Annotated in this window: 19 protein-coding genes and 1 riboswitch; of the genes, 3 read left to right on the forward strand and 16 right to left on the reverse strand. The window is 53.2% G+C overall.

Features of this window, described 5'->3' with window-relative positions; genetic code table 11:
• Nucleotides 1-1,046 precede the first annotated feature (1,046 nt).
• The 7 genes from JSQ80_RS05305 to JSQ80_RS05335 form a co-directional block, all read right to left on the reverse strand.
• Entirely contained in the window at nucleotides 1,047-1,988 is a 942-nt protein-coding gene (locus JSQ80_RS05305) for an IS3 family transposase (protein WP_206094618.1), read from the reverse strand.
• Nucleotides 1,925-2,602, reverse strand: a complete 678-nt coding sequence (locus tag JSQ80_RS05310) for a helix-turn-helix domain-containing protein (RefSeq protein ID WP_206094096.1) — start codon at nucleotides 2,600-2,602, stop codon at nucleotides 1,925-1,927. The genes JSQ80_RS05305 and JSQ80_RS05310 overlap by 64 nt, the downstream gene beginning before the upstream one ends.
• Nucleotides 2,603-2,930: 328 nt before the next feature.
• Entirely contained in the window at nucleotides 2,931-4,364 is a 1,434-nt protein-coding gene (locus tag JSQ80_RS05315; protein WP_206097478.1) for an MDR family MFS transporter, read from the reverse strand.
• 259 nt (nucleotides 4,365-4,623) lie between these two features.
• Nucleotides 4,624-5,328 (reverse strand): ABC transporter permease, encoded by a 705-nt coding sequence (locus tag JSQ80_RS05320; RefSeq protein ID WP_206094619.1) that lies wholly within the window; start codon nucleotides 5,326-5,328, stop codon nucleotides 4,624-4,626.
• A gap of 16 nt (nucleotides 5,329-5,344) precedes the next feature.
• Nucleotides 5,345-6,244, reverse strand: coding sequence for a glycine betaine ABC transporter substrate-binding protein (locus tag JSQ80_RS05325; RefSeq protein ID WP_206094620.1), 900 nt, complete (start codon nucleotides 6,242-6,244; stop codon nucleotides 5,345-5,347).
• A 67-nt stretch (nucleotides 6,245-6,311) separates the two neighbouring features.
• A complete protein-coding gene (locus tag JSQ80_RS05330; RefSeq protein WP_206094621.1) occupies nucleotides 6,312-6,971 on the reverse strand; it encodes an ABC transporter permease in 660 nt (219 codons plus the stop codon).
• A gap of 3 nt (nucleotides 6,972-6,974) precedes the next feature.
• The gene (locus tag JSQ80_RS05335; RefSeq protein WP_087435667.1) at nucleotides 6,975-8,138 is read right to left on the reverse strand and encodes an ABC transporter ATP-binding protein; all 1,164 of its coding nucleotides are present in this window, start codon (nucleotides 8,136-8,138) and stop codon (nucleotides 6,975-6,977) included.
• A gap of 442 nt (nucleotides 8,139-8,580) precedes the next feature.
• Between JSQ80_RS05335 and JSQ80_RS05340 the strand changes: the two genes are divergently transcribed.
• From JSQ80_RS05340 to aceA, 3 genes are read left to right on the forward strand one after another with little or no spacing between them, the layout of a single operon-like run.
• Nucleotides 8,581-8,811 (forward strand): hypothetical protein, encoded by a 231-nt coding sequence (locus JSQ80_RS05340; protein ID WP_087435668.1) that lies wholly within the window; start codon nucleotides 8,581-8,583, stop codon nucleotides 8,809-8,811.
• Nucleotides 8,812-8,817: 6 nt separating this feature from the next.
• Complete coding sequence (gene aceB / locus JSQ80_RS05345; protein WP_206094622.1) at nucleotides 8,818-10,425, forward strand: malate synthase A; 1,608 nt, start codon at nucleotides 8,818-8,820, stop codon at nucleotides 10,423-10,425.
• A 19-nt stretch (nucleotides 10,426-10,444) separates the two neighbouring features.
• The gene (gene aceA, locus JSQ80_RS05350; protein ID WP_206097479.1) at nucleotides 10,445-11,728 is read left to right on the forward strand and encodes an isocitrate lyase; all 1,284 of its coding nucleotides are present in this window, start codon (nucleotides 10,445-10,447) and stop codon (nucleotides 11,726-11,728) included.
• A 50-nt stretch (nucleotides 11,729-11,778) separates the two neighbouring features.
• Here aceA and JSQ80_RS05355 read toward each other — a convergent pair whose 3' ends face one another.
• The 9 genes from JSQ80_RS05355 to JSQ80_RS05395 form a co-directional block, all read right to left on the reverse strand.
• Nucleotides 11,779-13,074, reverse strand: a complete 1,296-nt coding sequence (locus JSQ80_RS05355) for an NCS2 family permease (protein ID WP_206094623.1) — start codon at nucleotides 13,072-13,074, stop codon at nucleotides 11,779-11,781.
• Nucleotides 13,075-13,248: 174 nt separating this feature from the next.
• Nucleotides 13,249-13,351, reverse strand: a riboswitch (purine riboswitch).
• A gap of 203 nt (nucleotides 13,352-13,554) precedes the next feature.
• The gene (locus JSQ80_RS05360; RefSeq protein WP_087435671.1) at nucleotides 13,555-14,070 is read right to left on the reverse strand and encodes a DUF2179 domain-containing protein; all 516 of its coding nucleotides are present in this window, start codon (nucleotides 14,068-14,070) and stop codon (nucleotides 13,555-13,557) included.
• Nucleotides 14,071-14,759: 689 nt separating this feature from the next.
• Nucleotides 14,760-16,379 carry a cobyric acid synthase gene (locus JSQ80_RS05365; RefSeq protein WP_206094624.1) on the reverse strand — a complete coding sequence of 540 codons (1,620 nt, stop codon included), beginning with the start codon at nucleotides 16,377-16,379 and terminating at the stop codon, nucleotides 14,760-14,762.
• A gap of 7 nt (nucleotides 16,380-16,386) precedes the next feature.
• Nucleotides 16,387-17,229 carry an adenosylcobinamide-GDP ribazoletransferase gene (gene cobS, locus JSQ80_RS05370; RefSeq protein WP_206094625.1) on the reverse strand — a complete coding sequence of 281 codons (843 nt, stop codon included), beginning with the start codon at nucleotides 17,227-17,229 and terminating at the stop codon, nucleotides 16,387-16,389.
• The gene (cobU, locus tag JSQ80_RS05375; RefSeq protein ID WP_206094626.1) at nucleotides 17,226-17,792 is read right to left on the reverse strand and encodes a bifunctional adenosylcobinamide kinase/adenosylcobinamide-phosphate guanylyltransferase; all 567 of its coding nucleotides are present in this window, start codon (nucleotides 17,790-17,792) and stop codon (nucleotides 17,226-17,228) included. The genes cobS and cobU overlap by 4 nt, the downstream gene beginning before the upstream one ends.
• Nucleotides 17,789-18,853 carry a nicotinate-nucleotide--dimethylbenzimidazole phosphoribosyltransferase gene (gene cobT, locus JSQ80_RS05380; protein WP_206094627.1) on the reverse strand — a complete coding sequence of 355 codons (1,065 nt, stop codon included), beginning with the start codon at nucleotides 18,851-18,853 and terminating at the stop codon, nucleotides 17,789-17,791. Before cobT ends, cobU begins: the two co-directional genes overlap by 4 nt.
• Nucleotides 18,850-19,728: an ABC transporter ATP-binding protein gene (locus JSQ80_RS05385; RefSeq protein WP_206094628.1), complete on the reverse strand. Its 879-nt coding sequence runs from the start codon at nucleotides 19,726-19,728 to the stop codon at nucleotides 18,850-18,852. Before JSQ80_RS05385 ends, cobT begins: the two co-directional genes overlap by 4 nt.
• Nucleotides 19,725-20,768: a FecCD family ABC transporter permease gene (locus tag JSQ80_RS05390; RefSeq protein WP_087435677.1), complete on the reverse strand. Its 1,044-nt coding sequence runs from the start codon at nucleotides 20,766-20,768 to the stop codon at nucleotides 19,725-19,727. The genes JSQ80_RS05385 and JSQ80_RS05390 overlap by 4 nt, the downstream gene beginning before the upstream one ends.
• Before the next feature lie 17 nt (nucleotides 20,769-20,785).
• The gene (locus JSQ80_RS05395) at nucleotides 20,786-21,802 is read right to left on the reverse strand and encodes an ABC transporter substrate-binding protein (RefSeq protein WP_087435678.1); all 1,017 of its coding nucleotides are present in this window, start codon (nucleotides 21,800-21,802) and stop codon (nucleotides 20,786-20,788) included.
• Nucleotides 21,803-21,962 lie beyond the last annotated feature (160 nt).

Raw genomic sequence — 21,962 nt, forward strand, 5'->3', positions numbered from 1 at the left:
AGCGGCACTCCCGTATATCCGCGTTGCGCCCATAGGCCAGCTTGATGCCACGGAGCTCACCCATAAAATCATTCACGTGATCATGGCCGATAAAGGGCCCATCACATCCCCCTGCTCCACCATCGCTTTGAACATCCCGCTGTTGAGCGGCAGTAAACAGATGGGCTCTCCCCGCTGTCCAACATACATTCGAACGCCTATACTTGATGGTATTCCATCAATGGAATATGGAAGAACGCGACGGCAGGCACAGGTCTGTCGCCGCCATACACCTTCGCATAGCGCGCAGATTGCTGACGGTACCAATGCAGGAGGTACGAAAATTCATTTGATGTTGAGGGCATGATCCAAAGATTGATGAAAAACGGATAGAGCTCGAAAGAAATGTGAAGCTGATTTTGAAAAACATATGAATACGGATCAAATGGATATCATATCCATTAGTAATAAAGTGAGCGCTTGCCCTGCGAGGTGAAGTATTCCTGCATGACTTGACCATGCATTCAGGTTCATTCGAAATGACGACTGACGAGCTGCTATCGATATTGTTTATGGATTTATTGGTCGAAGTGCGAAAAGGGAACCAGCGGAAGCTGACGAAACTTATTATAGCTCGTATGGAGGACTGATGAAGAAATCGTTTGATTTGAGAATCAATTTTAAAAATGGTAAGATTAACTTTGTTTATACGGTCCAAAATATACCAATTTAGGTTGGGGATAATTTAGGAGGGAAGCAAGCCGGATAAGAATAAAGGTATCATCCTTAAAATACTTTCTATAATATGCGTGATAGTAGGTGCTTATTTTTTATTAAATAGCACAAAGATGGGCGATAATCAAGCAAGCAAGTTTGTAACGATGATGGGTGGAAGTGTAAATACTGAGGATTTGATGGCTCATTTTAAAGCGTATACAGCAACCTACCGTATATTTGGGGGTGTACTGTTAGCAGTAGGATTAATTCGCTTCTTACAAAAATAAGAGAGGCTGTCCCATGGATGAACTGCACCCCGTCAAGTAGACAGTACAAAAAATAAAAATTAATTAAGCGGCTTTGGTCCTGAATTCCATCGGACTGAGGCCGTTTAGTTTTGCTTGTAATCGTTCGTAATTGTAAAAGTGGATGTAGGCCTGGATGTCCCTCTCGAGCTCCTCAAAGGTATGATAGGTGTGTAAATAATACTTCTCACATTTTAGAGTTCCCCAGAAAGATTCCATTGGACCGTTATCGATACATCGTCCAACACGGGACATACTCTGAGTCATTTTGTTGTCGTCCAAGAGCTTCTTGAAGTCCAGAGAGGTATATTGGAAACCCCGGTCGCTATGAAGCATGGGCTTGCTTCTTGGTGCTTCTTGCAAGGCCCGTTTCAACGTCTGAAATACAAGAGGATTGTTATTGGAACGCCCGAATACATAGGAGACGATGGATTTATCATGAAGGTCGAGAATAGCGCTTAGATACGCTTTTTGGCCATTGCCGTACTTGAATTCCGTCACATCCGTAACCCACTTTTCATTTGGCGCATCTGCCGTGAATTTGCGGTTCAGCACGTTCTCCGCCACCTGCTGTGGAGTGGATCTCGCATATCTCTTTTTCTTCCTCCGGATGACGGATTGAATTCCTTGTATCTTCATCAGCCGGTACACGCGCTTTTGGTTAATCGTTTTTCCCGTTTGGCGGCGCATGTGCAACGTCAATTGACGGTATCCAAAGGTACGCTCGGCTTTCTCATAAATGGACATCATGACATGCGTCAGTTCTGCATTTTCCTGCTCATGCGAACTGGGCTTGCGATTTAGCCACTTGTAATAGCTTGAACGTGAAATGCCTGCAATTTCACACAGAAGCTGAACGCTGAACAACGCTTCTTCCTGAAGCGCTTGAATAGCAAGATAGACGTTCTCTTGACGGTATTGGCTTAGCTTCGCCTCCTTTGGAATTCCCGTAACTTTTTTAGAAATGCATTCTCCGCCCGAAGCCACTCGATTTCATATTCCATCTTTTTCATCTCGAGTTTTTGACGATCGGCCTCTGTTAATTCCTCCGGCGCTTTCTTTCTTCCCCGACCATCCTTTAACGCATCATGACCGCCCTCTTCAAACTTCTTCACCCATTGGTAGACTTGCTGGTAGGAGACCTGAAAATGGTCCGCTGTCTTACGGTAGTCATGCTGATGAGCAAGACAGTATTGCACAATATCGATCCGTTCCTGCCAAGTCGTTGAACGCCCCTTCGTCATTGCTTTCGCTCCTCCTGAATAAGCTTTTAAGCTGCTATGACGATTATACTCCTTAATCCAGTTGGAAAGCTGCGTTCTACTTGCAATCTTGTATTTATCGATGATCTGATATTGGGACAATCCTCCCTCTATGTAATCCTTCACCGCTTGGAGCTTAAGCTCAGCACTATAACTTCGATTATGGTTTTGTTTTTCTAACCCCTCATAACCATACACCTTGTAACGACGACGCCATTTCACCAAAGTCGTTTTGCTGATACCGTATTTCTTAACTGCAGCCTTAACACCAATTTCGCCACTTTCGATTTCACCAATGATAACGAGTTTCTCTGACGCATCATATTTTTTATTAGGCATAAAAAAGCTCCCCTTACACAGGCTTTATTATTTCACCTGTCTACCGTAAGGGGAGCATATCAGGACTAGGTCCATCGGGACAGCCTCATTTTAATTAGGATTATTAATACGTTACAACGTTAAAACAAACACCTTGAATGGACCTAAGAGTTATTATACGAAAGACGACAACATAACATATTCCCCTTTGAAAAGGAAGGCGAGCATTCTGAATAAGAGGGATAGTGAAGCAATAGCTAAATGGACGTACCTTCCTCTCTACAGGAAAGAGGCGAGGCTATGATTCCCAAGACGCTTGCAAATAAAAAAGCCGGCCGTAATGGCCAGCTCAGGAGGAAGCGCTCGCCGAGGCTCCGGATTTCTGCAGCTCCATCGGGTGGTTGCGGTTCGGCGTTCTGCTGAGAAAGTATACTAGCGGCAAGCCGAGCAGTGTCATGATGACACTAATAAAGTTAATATCGTTGATGCTTAGCGTGTACGCTGCATTTTGCAGCAGCACCGGATCCGAAATGCTCCCCTTCAATTCAGCCAGATGGGTGATGGTCCGCGCCGCGAGCAGCGAGCTGAACAGACCGATGGACAAGGAGGCCAAGCCCTGCCGCAGCCAACTGTTAATGGAAGAACCGTAACCGGACAATTCCCGCGGAATGGCCGACATCCCCGCATTCATCGCCGGCGTATTCGCAAGCGCGATGCCGACGTTGCGCACTGCCATCCAGAACGTAATGTAACCGTGCGGCGTATTGACGTGCAGGCGGCTCATCTCATACGTGGCGAAGCCCATAAGCAACAGTCCGGCAAAAATGAGCTTCACCGGACCAAATCGGTTATACCAGCGGCCCGTAAACGGAATAATAACAGCCATCAAGGCAGAGGCCGGAAGCAGCACGAGACCGGAAGTAAGCGTCGAAGCCCCTTGAACATTTTGCAAAAAGAGCGGTGTCAGCAAAGCCCCTGCATATAAGCTGATTGTCAGGATAGACACAAGCAGCATGCTGAATGTATACCGCATATGAAGGAATACCCGGAAGTCCAGCAACGGCTGTTCCATCTTCAAGGATCGGCGGACAAAGAGCGCAATGATGAGGATACCCGCGCCGATTAGACCAAGCGTCTGCCACGAGGCCCATCCCCATCGCGCTCCGTTCCCGAACGCAAGCAGCAAGGACAAGCTGCCCAGCATGACGCTCACGAAGCCGATGCGGTCAAACGACGTTTGCTCGCTGATGCGGTACATCGGAATAAAGCGGATTACCGCCGCCATCGCAATAAGGCCAATCGGCACGTTAATCCAGAACAGCCAATGCCAATCGCCCACATGAACGATCCAGCCGGCCAATGTCGGTCCGACAGCAGGCGCTACCATGGCCGACAAGCTCCATAGGCTGATCCCCAACGCTTGGCGTTCCTTCGGGATGACCTGATAGACAATCGTCATCGTCGTCGGCATGATAATGCCGCTGAAGGCGCCCTGCAAGACGCGGAATGCGATCAGACTGGACTCGCTCCAGGATAGCGCGCACAGCACGGAGCATATGACAAAACCGCCCAATGCGACAAGATACAGCCGCTTCGTGCTGAATCTGTTGCCGAAATAAGCGACTGCAGGCGCAATAATCCCTGTAGCCAACATAAAGCCGGTTAACACCCATTGAATCGTGAGCAGGTCGGTGTGAAAGTGCTTCATTAAGACGGGAAGAGCGATATTAATCGTATTCGTGCTTAATACCGCCAAAAAGTTGCCGAAGAATATAGCAAACATAATACTCCAGAAGGTGCTATTCGATATCGTCTTTTCTCCTTCTCCCATTCCATCCATCACTACTTTCTGTCTATAAAATAAAAGATACAATGCAATAATTAATGTAAGAAATGACATGAAACGTCTTGCTAATAAAGTTTACTCCCCTCATGATACAGTGTCAATATTGACATATGGGAAAAGGCAAAAAAAGCCGAAAGTCAATGTGACGCAATCAACTTTCGGAGTTGCGGTTTGTTTCCCGCGCTTGAATTTGCAATTATGCCGTCGGTGATGCGGACGGCTCTTTCTTGGATGCGTTCTTGCTTGACTTGCGCTCGGACAAGTTCAGCTTGCGCTGCAGCGCGCCCAGCACGATATCCGAGACAATGGCGAGCAATGCCGCCGGAATGGCGCCGGCATAAATGCGCAGCGGATTTTGCCCGTTCAGTCCGGAATAAATCTCCCGGCCCAATCCGTCGCCGCCGACAAGCGGAGCTATCGTCGCCACCCCGATTGCGATGACCGCGGCAATTCGCAGTCCTGTCAGCATATAGGTGAGCGCCAGCGGGAACCGGACTTTAAACAACAGCTGGATCGGGCTCATGCCGACACCGCGTCCCGCCTCTACATAGCTTGCATTCACCTGCTTCAGGCCGACATACGTATTTCTGACAATCGGATTGAGCGAATATAGCAACAAGCCAACCACGACCGTCGTCGTGCCGAGTCCGAACGCCAGCATCAGCAGGACGAGCAGCGCCAAGCTGGGAATGACTTGCAGCGTGCTGGTCACGGCCAGAATGAATCTGGCCGACCTTTCGTTGCGGGAACAGAGCACGCCCAGCGGAACGCCGATGACAAATGCCAATCCGACGCCAGCCAGCACCATGATAACGTGTGTAACAAAATACTCCCATAATAAATCCGCATTCCGTCCCATATAAGACAGCAAATCAGCAATAGTCCATTGATAATCGCCCATGTTGCGCCTCCTTTCGTTACTTCTGGAGCAGACCGGTTTCTTTCAAATAATTGACGGCCACTTCACGTTCGCTTTTCTTCTCAATATCTACTTGATAGTTCAAGTCTATCATTGTCTTTTCATCGAACTTGCCGATTAACAATCCGATGACTTCGTCCAATTCCGGATATTTCTCCAGCAGATCCTTGCGCACGACCGTGGATGCGTCATACGGAGGAAAAAACTGCTTATCGTCTTTAATCGTCGTCAAGTTAAAAGCTTTCAGCCGGGAATCGGTGGAGTATGCCAGCACGATATCGACCTGCTTGTTCGCCACCGCCGCGTAGACGAGGCTTAATTCCATCGGAAATTCCTGTCCGAATTTGAAGCCGTAAGTGTTCTGAAAGCCCCTGTATCCGTCCGTATCGCGCTCCAGCCAAGTCGTATCGACACCTAGACGAAGACTGCCCGCATCTCTGGCCGTATCGGAAATCGTTTGATAACCCTTATCCTTCGCCAAATCCTCGCGAATGGTGAAGGCGTACGTATTTTCAAAGCCGAGCGGGTCGTACCACTTGAAACCGAAATATTGATCAAAGCCTGCTTTGGCTTGCTTGAGCACTTCCTCCCGATCCTTCGTATCTTTTACCGGGAAATGATTGTTGAAAATTTCTCCAGTGTAAAGCGTCGCCATTTGCAGTTCATTTTTCTTCATCGCGTTAATAACGACCGGGCTTGCCGCCAGATCTGGCAGCACCTTTGCTTTCAAATCGGTCCGGTCCTCAATCAGCGCCTTGTACATCTCTGCCAAAATCTTCGCTTCCGAGAAAGTCTGGGCTCCGATGACAATGCGATTGTCAAAGCCGCACGAAGACATCAGCATCATGAACGCCAACATGACCGAGGTCATGCCGGCAAGCCGTTTCCATCGTTTCATACCGTATCCTCCTCTACTAAGCCAATCCGTTCGCTGCACCGACTGCACACCCCGTTCGCGTACGGCATTATGCCGCAATGCTGCTCGTCCGTCCGAAACGGCGTGTCAGTACTCTTTCCAACCATCCGAGCAAACCGTCAATCAAGAATGCCAGCACAATCGCTCCCAAAGCGCCAGTCACGATCAATTCCGGCTTGTTCACGCCCAGCCCCGACACGATAAGCTGTCCCAGGCCCCCGGCGCCAATCAGCGCTGCAAGCGTAGCCCAACTGATGATATAGACAGTAGTGACGCGGATGCCGGACATAATATACGGCAGCGCGAGCGGAAGCTGGATCTGTATGATGCGTTGAAGCGTGCCGTACCCCATTCCCCGCGCCGACTCCAGCACGCCGCGGTCGACCGATTCAAAGCCGTCGTACGTATTGCGCAGTATCGGCATGATGGAATACAGGAACAACGCGATGATGGCAGGCTTCATGCCGATGCCCATCAGCGGGATGAGAATAGCCAATAAAGCCAAGCTGGGCACCGTCTGCAGCAGATTCGCCAAGAAAAATACGATGCTATTCAACCAGTTGAAACGGTTATATACAAGCGCGATGCCAAGCGGTATCGCGACGAGACATCCGAACAATACAGCCACAGCCGATATCGTCAAATGATCCCGCAGAGCAACAGCAATGTCCGCGCCTCGCTCCTGCAAAAAGGACCAGAATGCATTCATTCGTTACGCCTCCTCTCCGAACGTATTCGTTACGCTGTCTACAATGGACGGATATACTTCCGACAAATGCTTGACGACACTCCCCCGTGTAATCAGTCCCACGAACTTGCCCGTCTCATCGACGATTGCCAAATTCGTCAAACGATGCTCGCTCATCATCTTCACGGCGTCAGGCAGCGGCGTGCCCGGACGAACCAAATATCCGATCGGCTTCATGACGTCCTTCACCGTCTTGTTCTCTTCGCCGTATTGGTCCAACACGTTATAGATGGATACGATACCTTGCAGCATATGCTGCCGATCCACGATAAACAGCGAGTCGACCTTGCGCCGCTCCATCATTTTGATCGCTTCTGCCAGACCGCGGTTCGGAAAAATCGTTACCGGATTCGGCACCGTAACTTCGTCGACCGTCGGAATGTCGATGCTCGTCCCGCTGTCCATTCGCTTCTGGCCGATAAAGGCGCGCACGAAGTCGTTCGCGGGGTGACGGAGAATTCGTTCCGGAGAACCGGTCTGGATCACTTCTCCATCTTTCATCAGCACGATCGTATCCGCGATTTTGATCGCTTCGTCCATGTCATGCGTCACGAACACAATCGTCTTATTCAGCTCTTCCTGAAGGCGAATCAACTCATCCTGCAGTTGTTCGCGGCTAATCGGGTCCAGCGCGCTGAACGGTTCATCCATCAGGATGACGTCCGGGTCGGCGGCGAAGGCGCGGGCTACTCCAATACGCTGCTGCTGTCCGCCGCTTAACTCCGATGGATAGCGATCCCGGTATACCTCTGGATCCAAATTGACTAATCGCAGCAATTCATCTACACGCTGATCGACTTTGGCTTTATCCCATTTTTTCAAGTGAGGCACTACGGCAACGTTCTTGCCAATAGTCATATGAGGAAACAAACCGATGTTCTGAATGACGTAGCCGATATTGCGCCGTAGTTCAACCGGATTCTGCTCGGACACATTTTTGCCGTTGATGAGGATTTTACCGCTCGAAGGGGTCATTAAACGATTAATCATTTTCATGGTCGTGGACTTACCGCACCCGCTCGGACCGATAAGAACGGTGAGTTCGCCTTTCTTGAACTCAAGGTTAATCTCTTTCAAGGCTTGGAAGCCATCGTCGTATACCTTTTTCACGCGTTGAAATTCAATCATGCACCGTTCACCTCTTTTATAAATTAAATTAATAGAACATTGTTCCATACATTGAAACTACTTATGTTTATTATTTCATAACTATTTCTCTATGTAAATGTTTATGCTTGTTTCCTCCACCTGCGTTAGAACGCAAAATCTTATTTTCACAGGTAAACATAAGCATAACTTATAAATAAACCGAGCATGGACTTATGAACCAAAAATCGCAAAAAACTGCGTCCGGGTACGCGATTACATGCCCTCCCGTCATTCATTATGCGCAATTATAAATATTTTATCGCCATGACACGAACATGTTGTTTAATGAGATTATTCGCAAACGGATGGAAAATTTTTAAAAAAAGGGGCTTTTCATTTTCGGAAGTCCTGTTATAATACAGATTAAAGATTTAAAAAACTGTATTATAACAGGAATCATCATTATCAGGAGGCGATTGAAATGGACTGCTACTACTGCCATGGCAACGGAGAGATGGAATGCTTGAAATGCGACGGCAAAGGGAATCAGGGGGAAAGCGGCGAATGCCGCACATGCCAGGGGCACGGCTACACGCCTTGCTTTCGCTGCAACGGGAGCGGCAGCTTGGACTATGAATTCAACGAGCAGGACTCGATTGCGGACATTTTGCAAGCCGTCTATTTGAGCCCAAGCTTCAGCAGAGGGAGGTAACCGATCATGACAAAAACGTCATCACGCGATTGCAAGGATATTGTCGTACTTGGCCCGATGCCGGAACCGTTCGCGGATATTTTGACGCCGGAAGCGCTCGCCTTCCTCGGGAAGCTACACGAGCGGTTCAATCCGCGCAGACGCGAGCTGCTTGCCGTCCGCGCCGAACGGCAGCGCCGTCTGGATGCGGGCGATCTGCCCCACTTTCTGGAGGAGACGAAGCACATCCGCGACGGCGGCTGGACGGTCGCATCCGTGCCGGCTGACCTGCAGGATCGGCGGGTGGAGATAACCGGCCCTTCCGGGGACGCGAAGATGGTCATCAATGCGCTCAACTCCGGCGCCAAGGGCTTCATGGCCGACTTCGAAGACGCCAACTCCCCGACGTGGGAGAACACCATCCGCGGCCAAATCAACATGCGCGACGCCATCCGGCGCACCATCTCTTACACAAGCCCGGAGGGCAAATCATACCGCTTGAACGAGCGGACGGCGTTCCTGCTCATCCGTCCCCGCGGCTGGCACTTGGAGGAGAAGCACATCCGCATCGGCGGAGAGAACGCCGCCGGCAGCCTCGTCGACTTTGGCCTTTATTTCTACCATAATGCGCAAGCCCTCATCCAGAATGGCTCCGGCCCTTATTTCTATCTGCCGAAGCTGGAATCTCACCTCGAAGCGCGGCTGTGGAACGATGTGTTCGTGTTCGCCCAACAAGAACTGGGCATCCCCCAAGGGACCATTAAAGCGACGGTTCTCATCGAGACGATACTCGCCACCTTCGAAGCCGACGAAATTCTATATGAGCTGCGGGAGCACAGCGCTGGCTTGAACTGCGGCCGCTGGGACTACATCTTCAGCTTCATCAAGCGGCTGAACCGCCATCGGCACGCGCTGCTCCCCGATCGGTCCCAAGTGACAATGACGGTGCCGTTCATGCGGGCATATACGCAGCACGTCATCCGCACGTGCCACAAACGCGGCGCGCACGCCATGGGCGGCATGGCGGCCCAGATTCCGATCCGGCACGACGCCGCAGCCAACGCGAAGGCGATGGAGCAGGTCCGCGCCGACAAGCTGCGCGAAGCAAGCGACGGCCACGACGGCACATGGGTAGCCCATCCGGGACTCGTGTCGATTGCGCTGGAAGTGTTCGACGAGCGGATGAAGGGTCCGAACCAACTGGACAACAAGCGTGAAGACGTCCATGCGACGACCGAAGACCTGCTGGCCATTCCGGAAGGAACGATTACCGAACAGGGGCTGCGGACGAACATCAGCGTCGGCCTGCAGTATATCGAAGCATGGCTGCGGGGTTACGGCGCCGTGCCGATCTTCAACCTGATGGAGGACGCGGCCACGGCCGAAATTTCCCGCACTCAAGTATGGCAATGGATCCGGCATCCGGAAGGCCGGCTTGCGGACGGCACCGACATAACGCTTGAGCTTGTCCTGAAGCTGACGGAGGAAGAATTGGGCGCGATTGAAGCCCAGCTTGGCAAGGCTGTATTTGAAAGCCGCCGATTTGCGGAGGCAAAGCGGCTGTTTACGGATTTGGTAAGCGAAGAAACTTGCAGCGAGTTTTTGACGGTGACGGGCTATGAACTGTTGGGATGAAATCATTGAATGTGAGGAGATGGCTGCTATGACGGAAAGGCATGCGATTCAACAATTGGAGAAAAAATGGAAAATGGAACGCTGGAAAGGCATCACCCGCTCTTATTCGGCTGCAGAGGTCGTTCGGCTGCGCGGTTCCGTGCAGGTGACGCATACGCTGGCGCAGATGGGGGCCGAGCGGCTGTGGCATCTGCTGCATAACGAAGATTACGTGCATGCGCTTGGCGCGTTGACGGGGAACCAAGCGGTGCAGCAGGTCAAGGCCGGCTTGCAGGCCATATACTTGAGCGGCTGGCAAGTGGCGGCGGATGCGAACCTGTCGGGACACATGTATCCCGACCAGAGCCTATATCCGGCGAACAGCGTGCCGCAGGTCGTGAAGCGGATTAATCAGGCTCTGCAGCGGGCCGACCAGATTCAACATGCCGAAGGCAAGGACGGCACCTACTTCTTCGCCCCGATCGTGGCCGATGCCGAGGCGGGCTTCGGCGGGACGCTGAACGTATTCGAGCTGATGAAGGCGATGATTGAAGCCGGTGCGGCCGGCGTTCACTTCGAAGATCAATTATCTTCGGAGAAGAAGTGCGGGCATCTCGGCGGCAAAGTGCTGCTGCCGACGCAGCAGGCCATCCGCCACTTGATTGCCGCCCGCTTGGCCGCCGACGTCATGGGCACCGACACCCTTATCATCGCACGCACCGACGCCAACGCGGCCCAGTTGATGACAAGCGACGCCGACCCGTACGACCAGCCGTTCCTGACGGGGCAGCGTTCGCCTGAGGGCTTTTACTATACGCGTGCGGGGCTCGATCAGGCGATCGCGCGCGGCCTTGCCTATGCGCCTTATGCGGACCTCGTCTGGTGCGAGACATCCGAGCCGGACATGGACGAAGCGCGGCGCTTCGCTGAAGCGATACATGCCAAATATCCAGGCAAGCTGCTCGCTTATAATTGCTCGCCCTCCTTCAACTGGAAGAAGAAATTGGACGACAAGGCGATCGCTGGCTTCCAGCGCGAGCTTGGACGGATGGGCTACAAGTTCCAGTTCGTGACGCTGGCCGGCTTCCATGCGCTCAATTACAGCATGTTCGAGCTGGCGAAGGGCTACAAGGAGCGCGGCATGGCCGCTTACTCGGAGCTGCAGCAGGCCGAATTCGCCTTGGAGCCGTTCGGCTACGAAGCGGTGAAGCATCAGCGCGAGGTCGGCACAGGCTATTTCGACGAAGTGGCGCAGGCCATCTCGGGCGGCACTTCATCCACGACCGCCTATGCGCATTCTACGGAGGCGGAGCAGTTCACATAAACCAGGAACGACCGCCCTTCTTCGGAGGGCGGTCGTTATGCGTGTGGACATCAAGCGATATATCCAATATAGGCAACGAACAGCACGGTCAACACGTACATAATCGGATGAACTTCGCGGAATTCGCCTTTAGCCATTTTGATGATCGTATACAAAATGAAGCCGAGCGCAATGCCTGTCGCGACTCCATAAGTGAATGGCATCGCTACGATCGTAATGAAGGCCGGAATGGCTACCTCAAGCTTCTCCCATTTTACGAAGCGCACCTGCGAAGACATCATCGCACCGACTACAATAAGAGCCGGAGCCGTCACTTCAGTCGTCACGACAGACAATAGCGGCGAGAAGAACAACGCCAACGCGAATAACAAAGACATAACGACGGAAGTGAATCCGGTGCGTCCGCCTGCGGCAATCCCTGCCGACGATTCGATGAACGATGCCGTCGTCGTCGTGCCCAGCACGGAACCGACAAAAGAGGCGGAGGAGTCAGCCAAGAGGGCCCGGCCCGCGTTCGGAATCTGGTTGTCCTTCATCAAGCCTGCTTGGCTTGCGATCGCAATGAGCGTTCCTGCCGTGTCGAAAAATCCGACGAATAAGAAAGTAAACACCACTGCCAGCAATTCCGGGGTGAACACTTGATCCAAATGCGTGAACGCTGCGCCGAACGTAGGCGACAGGCTCGGAATGCTGCCCAAGATGCCCGTCGGCAATGGAACCAGTCCCGTAATCATGCCGACAATCGCCGATACAATCATGCCGTAGAAGATGGCCCCGCGCACATTGCGCACGAGCAGAACGACAGTGACGATGAAGCCGAACACCGCCAATAGCGTCGGACCGGAGCGGAAATCGCCGAGCGTGACGAACGTCGCGTCGCTTTTTACAATAATGCCTGCGTTCTTCAAGCCCATAAAAGCAACGAAGAAGCCGATTCCGCTCGCAATCGCGAATTTCAAGTCCTCCGGAATGATCGCGATAATTTTTTCCCTGACTTTAATCAGACTCAAAATAATAAATAATATGCTGGATACGAATACACCGGTCAACGCCGTCTCCCACGATATGCCCATGCCGATGACGACCGAGTACGTGAAAAAGGAATTAAGCCCCATGCTCGAGGCGACGCCAATCGGGTAATTGGACAGCACCCCCATGAGGAGCGTTCCGATAATCGCCGTCAGCGTCGTCGCGGTGAATACGGCGCCGCGGTCCATGCCGGCTTCACTCAAAATAATGGGATTGACGACCAATATGTAGGCCATGGAAAGAAAGGTCGTCAAGCCCGCAATGATTTCTTTGCGGTAGGTCGTACCCCGTTCCGCAAATTGAAAAAAAGATTTCATGGATGCGCCTCCTGATGAATATGCTTGCATGTTCTTAATCATGAAAAAAAGCTCTGGCGCCTTGCTTTACGCAAAGTCCAAAGCTTGTACATCAACTGGAGATATCCGGGTCCGCTGCGGCTTCATCCGCGCATGAACTCGTCCCGCCGAAGGCAAACCGCCAAGCCCATTTGTCCTCCAGCGCGTTCTCCTTGTAGCCAAGCTCTTTACGGGTAGCTTTGTAGAAACGTCCGCGCCTTATTCGCGAACCTATACAAGGGCTATGTTTGCATGTATGAAAAACCAACTCTCCAACTTTAGCAGCGATTGAAGGTGTCGTCAAGGATATCTGTCATAGCCTTTTCAACGTTGTCCATTTGACTGGATGTGTTCCAATCAATCGGCGCCACACGGCATCATACGAGCAAATCCACTGTACAATATCCAACGATCGAACTTTTTCAACCATTTCCACCTAAAAAAAGAACAAAGGCTGCAGCATTAACGCCGCGTCACCTTTGTCCAGAATCCGCCATGCAATTGGCTTGGCTCGGATGTCACGATAAAAGCTTTCGGTTCGATATCCAATATCAAAGCATACAGCTTATTGCGGTTCTTCCGGCGAGACAGCACCTCCAGCATAAGACGGTGTCCGTCCCGCCCGCTGCCGATCCATGTCGTTACGCCATAGCCATGGTCGCGCAGGTAGTTCGGCAGATCGCTTTCCGGATTGTTCACAATAACCTTGAGAACAACATAGCCAAGGGCGATTTTGTCCTCAATCCACGATCCAACCAGCACCCCGATGCCGTAACCGGCCGCATAGACGATGAGGCTAATCGGTTCATTCAAATATTTCAACACCATATTCAAGCCGAGCACGTAGATGATAATCTCGACCGTACTGAGCGCAGCGGCCAAATACCGTTGCCCTTTTAAGGTGAGAATCATCCGCAGAGTGAAAAATGAGACGTAGACGATTTGGATGGTGAAAATTGCGATTAAAATCGTAAACATATCGTGTTCCTTTCCTTCCGCCGAAGCAGCTGCAAAGCGTTTGTTATATAAAGCTCATTACCCTTCTCCCCCGTCCCAGAAACGATTGCTAAAAAAGAAGGGCCCCGGCATATTTGCCGGACTCCCTTGATTGTAATCCCTTTACATCTGCAACACAAGCCAAATTAGAGCCGGATGAGCGCTTCCAATTAACGGGCTGTCCTAGACGATGGGATGCGCGTCTGCTTGGACAGCCTGGCGGCGTAATCTTCCCATGCGCGGACTGCACTCTCTTCCTCAAACGAAAGAGCTCCAAAAAAGTCCTTTTGCTCACTATCCCCTTCATTCAGAAAGATGTAAGCAAAGGCTCTTAATGGTCAAAACGGCTACTTTCACAATCTGAACAATGGGGATGGTGAATAAAAGGGGTGATTCAACGATACCAGACTGGCTACCTGAACCTTGGGGAGAATGAACAAAAGGGCAGCTTTGGCAGCTCTTTCTTGTTCCACCTGAGCCTTGGGGAGAATGGGGAGGTTCTTCACTGCTCAAGCTCAGCGAGGCTATAAAAAGCAGTCCGGAACTTATAACGCAAGTTCCAGACTGCCAAAAATACCAACAGCCGAACGAAGACATGACAAATCTGATCATATCCGTCTCCGCTATATTTCATATCGGGGGCCGAGATGCTTGCGTCATTCCGTTCGCAATCAGCGTCCGTAATCGCGCAAAATGCGGTATACCTGATCCATATCCAGATGCTCTCGAACCCGCTCCGCCAGCCGTTCAAAGGCAGCTTCCCGATGAGCGCCGAAGTCGAAATCATTCGGAAGGGGCTCCAGCCCCTTGGCATGGCGCAGCCCATTCAACCAGCCCCTGCGGAAGCCGTCATTATGGAACAAGCCATGCATATACGTGCCCATGATGCGCCCATTCGCATGCAGCATGCCGTCATAGCCGTTATAGCAATCATGAAGCGTCCCCTCTTCGTCTGCTGCCTGCAGGTCCATGAGCGGTTCGGCCGCGATATCCGATTCGGTCCGCACCGAGCGGCCCATATGAATCTCGTAGCCTTCCATCTGACAACCGTAGAGTGGAGTATCGCGCAGCATAGAGGCGGACACCGCACCCCGCACCCGCTCTGTCCGTTTATCCGCAGCGAATTCCGTCTCCATCGGCAGCAGCGCCAAGCCGTCCATGACGGCGCCTGCTTCCGCCTCGGCCCCGTATGGATCAAGAAGCCGCTCGCCCAGTATCTGATAGCCTCCGCATATGCCGGCCACGACGCCGTCCTTCGCATAAGACACAATCGCTTCCGCTAGTCCGGTCTCGCGCAGCCATTGCAAATCGGCCATCGTGCTTTTCGTCCCCGGAATGACGATTGCATCCGGCACACCCAGCTCTTGAGGACGGCGAATATAGCGGATGCGCACATCGCGTTCCGCCACGAGCGGGTCGATATCCGTAAAGTTGGATATGCGGGGCAAGGCCACGACGGCAATATCCAGATCGTTCTCCGGCAGCACCTGCCCCTTCCACTGCTCGAGCGCAACGGAATCTTCCGCTTCGATATCCAGATCATCGGCATACGGCAGCACGCCGAGCACCGGCAACCCTGTCCGCTCCTCGAGCCAATCGAGTCCCGGCTGCAGCAGCGTGACATCCCCCCGGAACTTGTTAATGATGAAGCCCTGCACCCGCTCCCGTTCATGCGGCTCCAGCAGCTCCAGCGTGCCGACAATGGAGGCGAATACGCCGCCGCGGTCGATATCCGCAACGAGAAGCACCGGCGCTTCCGCCCAGGCCGCCATGTTCATGTTGACGATATCGTTCTGCTTGAGATTGATTTCAGCCGGACTGCCGGCTCCTTCCATTACGACGATATCGTAACCAGCGCGCAGCCGATTCACCGCGTCGACCACCGTTCGCTTCGCCTCAGGCAGGAAGCCGGTCCGGTAATCGCGCGCGCTCAGGTTCATATATGGTTTGCCGTGCACGACGATCTGAGACTGCATATCCTTCATTGGCTTAATCAGCACCGGGTTCATATCCGTCGTCGCCATTATGCCGCAAGCTTCCGCCTGCACCCCTTGCGCCCGGCCAATTTCCTTGCCGTCAGGCGTAACGTATGAGTTCAACGCCATATTTTGCGATTTGAACGGAGCGACATTGTAGCCGTCCTGCTTGAAGATGCGGCATAGCGCGGTCGTGACGACGCTCTTGCCGACATCGGATGCCGTACCCTGCAGCATGATCGCCCGTCCCTTGCCGCCGCTTTCTTTGCATAATGGAACACGTGCGGAAGCGTTCTTTCCTGTGTCTAATTCCATTAACCGTTCACCCTTTCCATCCGGTCATAAGTACGAGCAGCAGCAGCAAAACCGTTTCCGTCAGCTCATTCATTGCTCCATACGTATCACCCGTCAAGCCTCCGAGCTTCTTGGACAAATAACTCGAGCAGCTCCAAACTGCGGCCAATCCCAGCACAGGAGCGGCCATCAGGAGCCACCACGGATGAACCGCATACGCAGACAGCGCTGTGAAGGAAGCAGACCGTCCGGATATATCAAGCGGCATTGACACTGTAATATATACGATCACAAGGCTAAGCAGAAACGCGGAAAAACCAGCACCGAGCAAATGCCCGCGGTGCAAACCTTGAAAATAGCCGCCCAGACCCGATTCCGCACGCGCATACGGTTCGTTCGTCATAGCCCACACCATCGCCGCCCTGGACCAAATGAACGGGACGACAAGCCATAGCTGCCATGCTCCGTCCGTCATCAGGCTTGATATAAGCGACCACTTGAGCAGCAGCACGAGCACGCAGATGATGACCCCCATCGCTCCGACGCGGCTGTCCTTCATAATTTCCAGCATTCGCTCACGGGAACGATGGCTTAAGACGCCATCTGCCGTATCCATCAGCCCATCCATATGCAGTCCGCCGGTCAGAGCCACGGCGAGCGCCAGCGTCAATGCGGCAGCGGGGCCTGAAGGCAGGACAAGCTGAAGGCCAACTCCCGCCCCCCATATAAGAACTCCGATGATACATCCAGCCCATGGAAAGAAAAAGGTGCTTCGTTTGAGCACCTCGTTCGTGAAGGGAACATTCACGGGGACCGGAATTCTGGTCAGAAATTGCATTGCGGCAACAAATGCCTGCAGCCATTGCTTCATAATTGAACCATCCTGCTCTTTATTTCAATCGGTATGCCCGCCGTGACGAGATACACCTCATCCGCCCGTGCCGCAAGCCGCTGATTCAGCCGGCCCGCCGCATCGCGAAAGATGCGCCCGAGCTTGTAAACGGGCACGACACCGCTGCCGACTTCGTTCGTCACCACTACGACGGTTCCCTGCACTTCCGCCAAAACGTCCAGCAGCTCGTCGATACGCGCGTCCAATCTTTGCTCCAGCTCCGGGCCTTCCCCCGACTCCTGCTCAGCTTGGAGCAGCTCGTTCGACAGCCACAGCGTCAGACAATCGATAAGCACCGCCGCGCCGTCCGCTTCCGTCAGCCATTCCGGCAATTGCAGCGGACAATTGGCGGTATGCCATCCATAACCCGAAGCCTCTCGCTGCGCTTGATGCAGCCGAATTCGTTCCCGCATTTCTTCATCGTGCGCTTCCGCCGTCGCAACATAAGTGCCGCCTTGCGGCGCCAGCTTCTGGAGCAAGCGTTCCGCGAACGTGCTCTTGCCGCTGCGCGCCCCGCCGGTGACGAGAATGAGTCGGCTCATTGGCCGTCATCCTTGCCGGATACGCCTGCTTCGGCAAAGGTGGCCATCTCGCGCATAATGCGCAACGAGGCATCGATGAGCTGGAACATGAGCGCTCCGCCCGTTCCTTCGCCCAGACGCATATTCAAATGCAGGCACGGCTGCAATTCCAATTCCGACAGCAGTGCCGCATGCCCCCGTTCCTCCGACAAATGAGAGCCGATTAAATACGGCTTGACGGCAGGCACCAAGCGGACGGCGGTCAAGGCCGCGGCGCTGGAAATGAAGCCGTCGATGACGATCGGCGCGCGATTCGCCGCCGCACCGAGAATGACGCCGACCAAGCCCGCAATCTCCAGGCCGCCGACCTTTGCCAGCACATCGATCGCATCGTCCGCATCCGGTTGATTCACTTCCAGCGCACGGCGGACGACGCTGCACTTATGCTCCCATTGGGCATCGCCGATGCCTGTTCCGCGTCCGACAGCGTCGGCTGCTGGCAAGCCGGTAAACGCGCACAAAATGGCGGCGCTGGCCGTCGTGTTGCCGATTCCCATCTCGCCGGTCGAGAAGAGGCGGTATCCGGCCTGAATGCACTCTTGTACCGTATCCGCACCGGCCTTAATGGCGGCTTCCGCTTCCGCACGGGTCATCGCAGGCCCCTTGGCCATGTTGGCCGTCCCTTTTCTCACCTTGCGCGATTGCAGGTTCGGGTCGGACAAATCGGCATTGACGCCTACATCGACGCAGATGACGTCGGCCCCGGCTTCGCGTGCCAACACGTTCACCGCCGCTCCGCCGCGCAGGAAGTTGTGAACCATCTGCGGTGTCACTTCGGCCGGGAACGCGCTAACTCCTTCTTCACAGACTCCGTGATCGCCAGCCATCACAATGACAGCCTTCTTCTCTATCTTCGGCTTTGCTTCTCCTGTAATTCCCGCCAGCTGAACCGCAAGGTCCTCAAGCAGGCCCAAGCTTCCCGGGGGCTTCGTCAATTGGTTCTGATGATGAAGCGCCGCCTGCTTAGCAGGCTCATCCAAAGGCTGAATACGGTCAATAAGTAGTTGAAGTTGTTCGCTCATGCTTGTTCATCTCCGTTTTCAATGATATTGGTTTGCAAATTAGTCTGCGTATTGCCGTGTTGAGGACAAATGAGCACCTGCGGCCTTCCGGTCTCCGGATGCGGCACAATCGTCGTCCGAGTTGCGAAGATGCGTTCCAGCAGTTCTGCAGATATCAATTCGTCCGGGGTTCCCTCCGCGATCAGTTGCCCCTCTTGCATCACGACAAGGCGGTCGCAATAGAGAGAGGCCAAGTTCAAGTCATGCAGCACCGATACGACCGTCAAGCCGCAATCCTGCTGCCAATCACGCACGACATCCATGAATTGGACCTGATAATGAATGTCAAGGTAGGTCGTCGGCTCATCGAGCAGCACGATGCTCGGCGACTGAGCCATCAGCTTCGCCAACGCAGCCCGCTGCCGCTGGCCTCCGCTCAAGCGGTCCAGCGGACGATCTGCGAGCGGCGTCAGCTGCAGCCGTTCCATAATGTTGTCAATGAACGGACCGCTGTCCTCCCCTTCCGATCCGAACCAAGATTGATACGGGAATCGCCCCATCTCAACAATTTCTCGCACGGTAAAGCTAAGCGGAGGCAGTGCCTCCTGCTGCAGCACCGCCATCAACCGCGATAGTGCCTTCCGCTTATAAGAGGCAACCGCCCGTCCCTGAATGCGGACACGTCCGGCGGACGCGGTATCCGCTCCCGACACGAGCGACAAGAGCGTCGATTTCCCGCTTCCGTTCGGTCCGATAATACCGAGCCATTCGCCCGGCTGCACGGAAAGCGATACGTTGCTGAGCACCGTCTTGTCGCCGTAGCGTTTGCATAGCCGCTCAGCGTGAATGATCGGTTCCGTTGATTGCGCCTCTTGCTGCGCCGCTGTCTGACTCATGACCAAGTCCCCCGTTTCGCGCGCTTGTTCCGGATGAGCAGGTAAGCAAAAAATGGCGCGCCGATAAAGGCAGTCACTACGCCGAGAGGAATTTCTATCGGCGCAAACGCCGTTCTTGCAATCGTATCCGCCCACATCACATAGATCGCGCCGCCAACCGCCGAAAGCGGAATCAAATAGCGGTAATCCGGACCGACGATTAAACGCAATATGTGCGGCACGACCAAGCCTACAAAGCCGATGACGCCAGACACGGACACCGCCGCCGCCGTAATTAACGTGGCGGTAAGGAGCACGACCCATTTCGTGCGCTCCACATGGAGCCCGAGATGGGAAGCCTGCCGCTCGCCCAGCGCGAGCAGATTGAGCGGTCTGGCATAAGCAATAAGAAGAATGATGCCGATAGCCAAGTATGGGCCCAGCACGGCGGAGTAGGACCACCCGCGCAGCGCCAAGCTGCCCATCACCCAGAACATGATTTCATTAATCGTCTGTTTCGTCATTGCGACCAGAAAAGAGACGACGGCGCCAAGGAAGGCTTGCATGACGACCCCCGACAAAATAAGCGTTTCGATCGGAATTTTCCCGCCTTCATTGGCAAGCCGCATGACGATGATAAGCGTCAACGCGCCCGTTCCAAAAGCTACGACCGGAATAGTCCACTCCCCAAGCAGCGCGTATTGGAGCCCGAAATAGATGAGAAAGGCCGCGCCGACAGACGCTCCGGACGATACTCCCAACGTGTACGGATCGGCCAGCGGATTCCGCAGCACACCTTGAAATGCGGTGCCTGCCACGCCAAGCGCCGCGCCGACCAGCATCGCGAGCACGACACGCGGAAAGCGCACCTTCATCATAATTTGCGCGGACGCGTCATCCCAAGTCACCGGAATGGCCGTGTCCAACCCCGGTATATGATGGAGCAAGATCCGCGTAATTTCACCCAAAGGCATCTGCACCGAACCTACAGCCAAGCATCCAACAACGGACAAGAGGAGCAGCACAATGCCCGCTCCTCCATACCATGCCATCTTGCTCATCGATTTCTCCACACTGGTTATTTCACCAGGTCAGGGTAAATCGCTTTTGCAACGGATTTCAGCCCTTCCGCCACACGCGGTCCCGGACGGCTGATCAGATTCTGATCCACGCCGATAACCAGATTGTTTTTTATTGCGTTAATATTGTTCCACCCGCTGCGGCCGCGGATAATTTCTTCCAACGACTTGTTCGTATCCTGATCGACCACCCCTTGGGTATACAAAATGACGTCTGGATTCGACTTGATGATGTTTTCCTCGTTGATTTGCACCCAGCCTTCCGTATCTGCCGCTACGTTCACGGCGCCCGCAAGCTCGATGATCTCATTCATGAATTCGCCGCTGCCAACTGTCCAGCCCGGAGAGAATTCAATGTACACTTTTTTCTTGTCGGTTACGCTTTGCACGGCCGTTTGCACTTCTTCGCGCGTTTTCTCCATCTGATCGACGACGGCTTGCGCTTCTTTTTGACGATCCGTAATTTGACCGTACAGTTCTATGTTTTTGACGACATCGTCATATGTCTTCGGTTCCACTTTGAAAATTTTAATGCCCAGCTCGCGGAATTTCTTTACGACAGGCTCTTTCATCGAAATACCGGTAAAGACGATGTCAGGCTTCGCAGCGATGATCGCTTCTTCATTCGGCTTCACGATGCCGCCCATCTTCGCTTTCGCAGCAGCCGCTTCCGGATAATCGTCATAATCGGATACCCCGACGATTTGTTCATCCAAGCCGAGTGCGAACAACGACTCGGTCTCAGCCGGCGATACCGAAATGATGCGCTCCGGCGCTTTCTCGAAGGTGAACTCTTCACCCGTAACGTCTTTTACGGTAAGCGGATACACCGTCTTGGCGGCGTCATCCTGTTTTGGCTGTTCAGCATTGGAAGCTTCTTTGTTCGTGTTCTCCTGCTGCGCCCCCGTGTTGTCGGAAGGCTTTGCTTCCTCTTTGGCCGCGCCGCAAGCCGTCAAGCTTACCGCCAAAATTACGGCCAGCACGGCTGTCAGCGTTTTATTCAACCACTTGTGCATACATGTCCCTCTCCCTTGCTTAAAATATTCCTTGAGTGTTGAGTGTGAATCGTCTTCTGTGAACCGGAGCAAACATAGTGCTTGTCAAAAGGTGACGAGCACATTCCTTCATCACATGTATGTCCAATGAATCAGAATTTGCTTGAATAGAGAAAATCCC

The sequence above is a fragment of the Paenibacillus apiarius genome, from assembly GCF_017052585.1.
Classification (GTDB): domain Bacteria; phylum Bacillota; class Bacilli; order Paenibacillales; family Paenibacillaceae; genus Paenibacillus_B; species Paenibacillus_B apiarius.

What these genes read in the sequence shown, in the direction of transcription:
- JSQ80_RS05310 (WP_206094096.1), bottom strand. Translation starts at nt 2,602, where the DNA reads ATGCCTAATAAAAAATATGATGCGTCAGAGAAACTCGTTATCATTGGT.
- JSQ80_RS05315 (WP_206097478.1), bottom strand. Translation starts at nt 4,364, where the DNA reads ATGTTTGCTATATTCTTCGGCAACTTTTTGGCGGTATTAAGCACGAAT.
- JSQ80_RS05320 (WP_206094619.1), bottom strand. Translation starts at nt 5,328, where the DNA reads ATGGGCGATTATCAATGGACTATTGCTGATTTGCTGTCTTATATGGGA.
- JSQ80_RS05325 (WP_206094620.1), bottom strand. Translation starts at nt 6,244, where the DNA reads ATGAAACGATGGAAACGGCTTGCCGGCATGACCTCGGTCATGTTGGCG.
- JSQ80_RS05330 (WP_206094621.1), bottom strand. Translation starts at nt 6,971, where the DNA reads ATGAATGCATTCTGGTCCTTTTTGCAGGAGCGAGGCGCGGACATTGCT.
- JSQ80_RS05335 (WP_087435667.1), bottom strand. Translation starts at nt 8,138, where the DNA reads ATGATTGAATTTCAACGCGTGAAAAAGGTATACGACGATGGCTTCCAA.
- JSQ80_RS05340 (WP_087435668.1), top strand. Translation starts at nt 8,581, where the DNA reads ATGGACTGCTACTACTGCCATGGCAACGGAGAGATGGAATGCTTGAAA.
- aceB (WP_206094622.1), top strand. Translation starts at nt 8,818, where the DNA reads ATGACAAAAACGTCATCACGCGATTGCAAGGATATTGTCGTACTTGGC.
- aceA (WP_206097479.1), top strand. Translation starts at nt 10,445, where the DNA reads ATGGCTGCTATGACGGAAAGGCATGCGATTCAACAATTGGAGAAAAAA.
- JSQ80_RS05355 (WP_206094623.1), bottom strand. Translation starts at nt 13,074, where the DNA reads ATGAAATCTTTTTTTCAATTTGCGGAACGGGGTACGACCTACCGCAAA.
- JSQ80_RS05360 (WP_087435671.1), bottom strand. Translation starts at nt 14,070, where the DNA reads ATGTTTACGATTTTAATCGCAATTTTCACCATCCAAATCGTCTACGTC.
- JSQ80_RS05365 (WP_206094624.1), bottom strand. Translation starts at nt 16,379, where the DNA reads ATGGAATTAGACACAGGAAAGAACGCTTCCGCACGTGTTCCATTATGC.
- cobS (WP_206094625.1), bottom strand. Translation starts at nt 17,229, where the DNA reads ATGAAGCAATGGCTGCAGGCATTTGTTGCCGCAATGCAATTTCTGACC.
- cobU (WP_206094626.1), bottom strand. Translation starts at nt 17,792, where the DNA reads ATGAGCCGACTCATTCTCGTCACCGGCGGGGCGCGCAGCGGCAAGAGC.
- cobT (WP_206094627.1), bottom strand. Translation starts at nt 18,853, where the DNA reads ATGAGCGAACAACTTCAACTACTTATTGACCGTATTCAGCCTTTGGAT.
- JSQ80_RS05385 (WP_206094628.1), bottom strand. Translation starts at nt 19,728, where the DNA reads ATGAGTCAGACAGCGGCGCAGCAAGAGGCGCAATCAACGGAACCGATC.
- JSQ80_RS05390 (WP_087435677.1), bottom strand. Translation starts at nt 20,768, where the DNA reads ATGAGCAAGATGGCATGGTATGGAGGAGCGGGCATTGTGCTGCTCCTC.
- JSQ80_RS05395 (WP_087435678.1), bottom strand. Translation starts at nt 21,802, where the DNA reads ATGCACAAGTGGTTGAATAAAACGCTGACAGCCGTGCTGGCCGTAATT.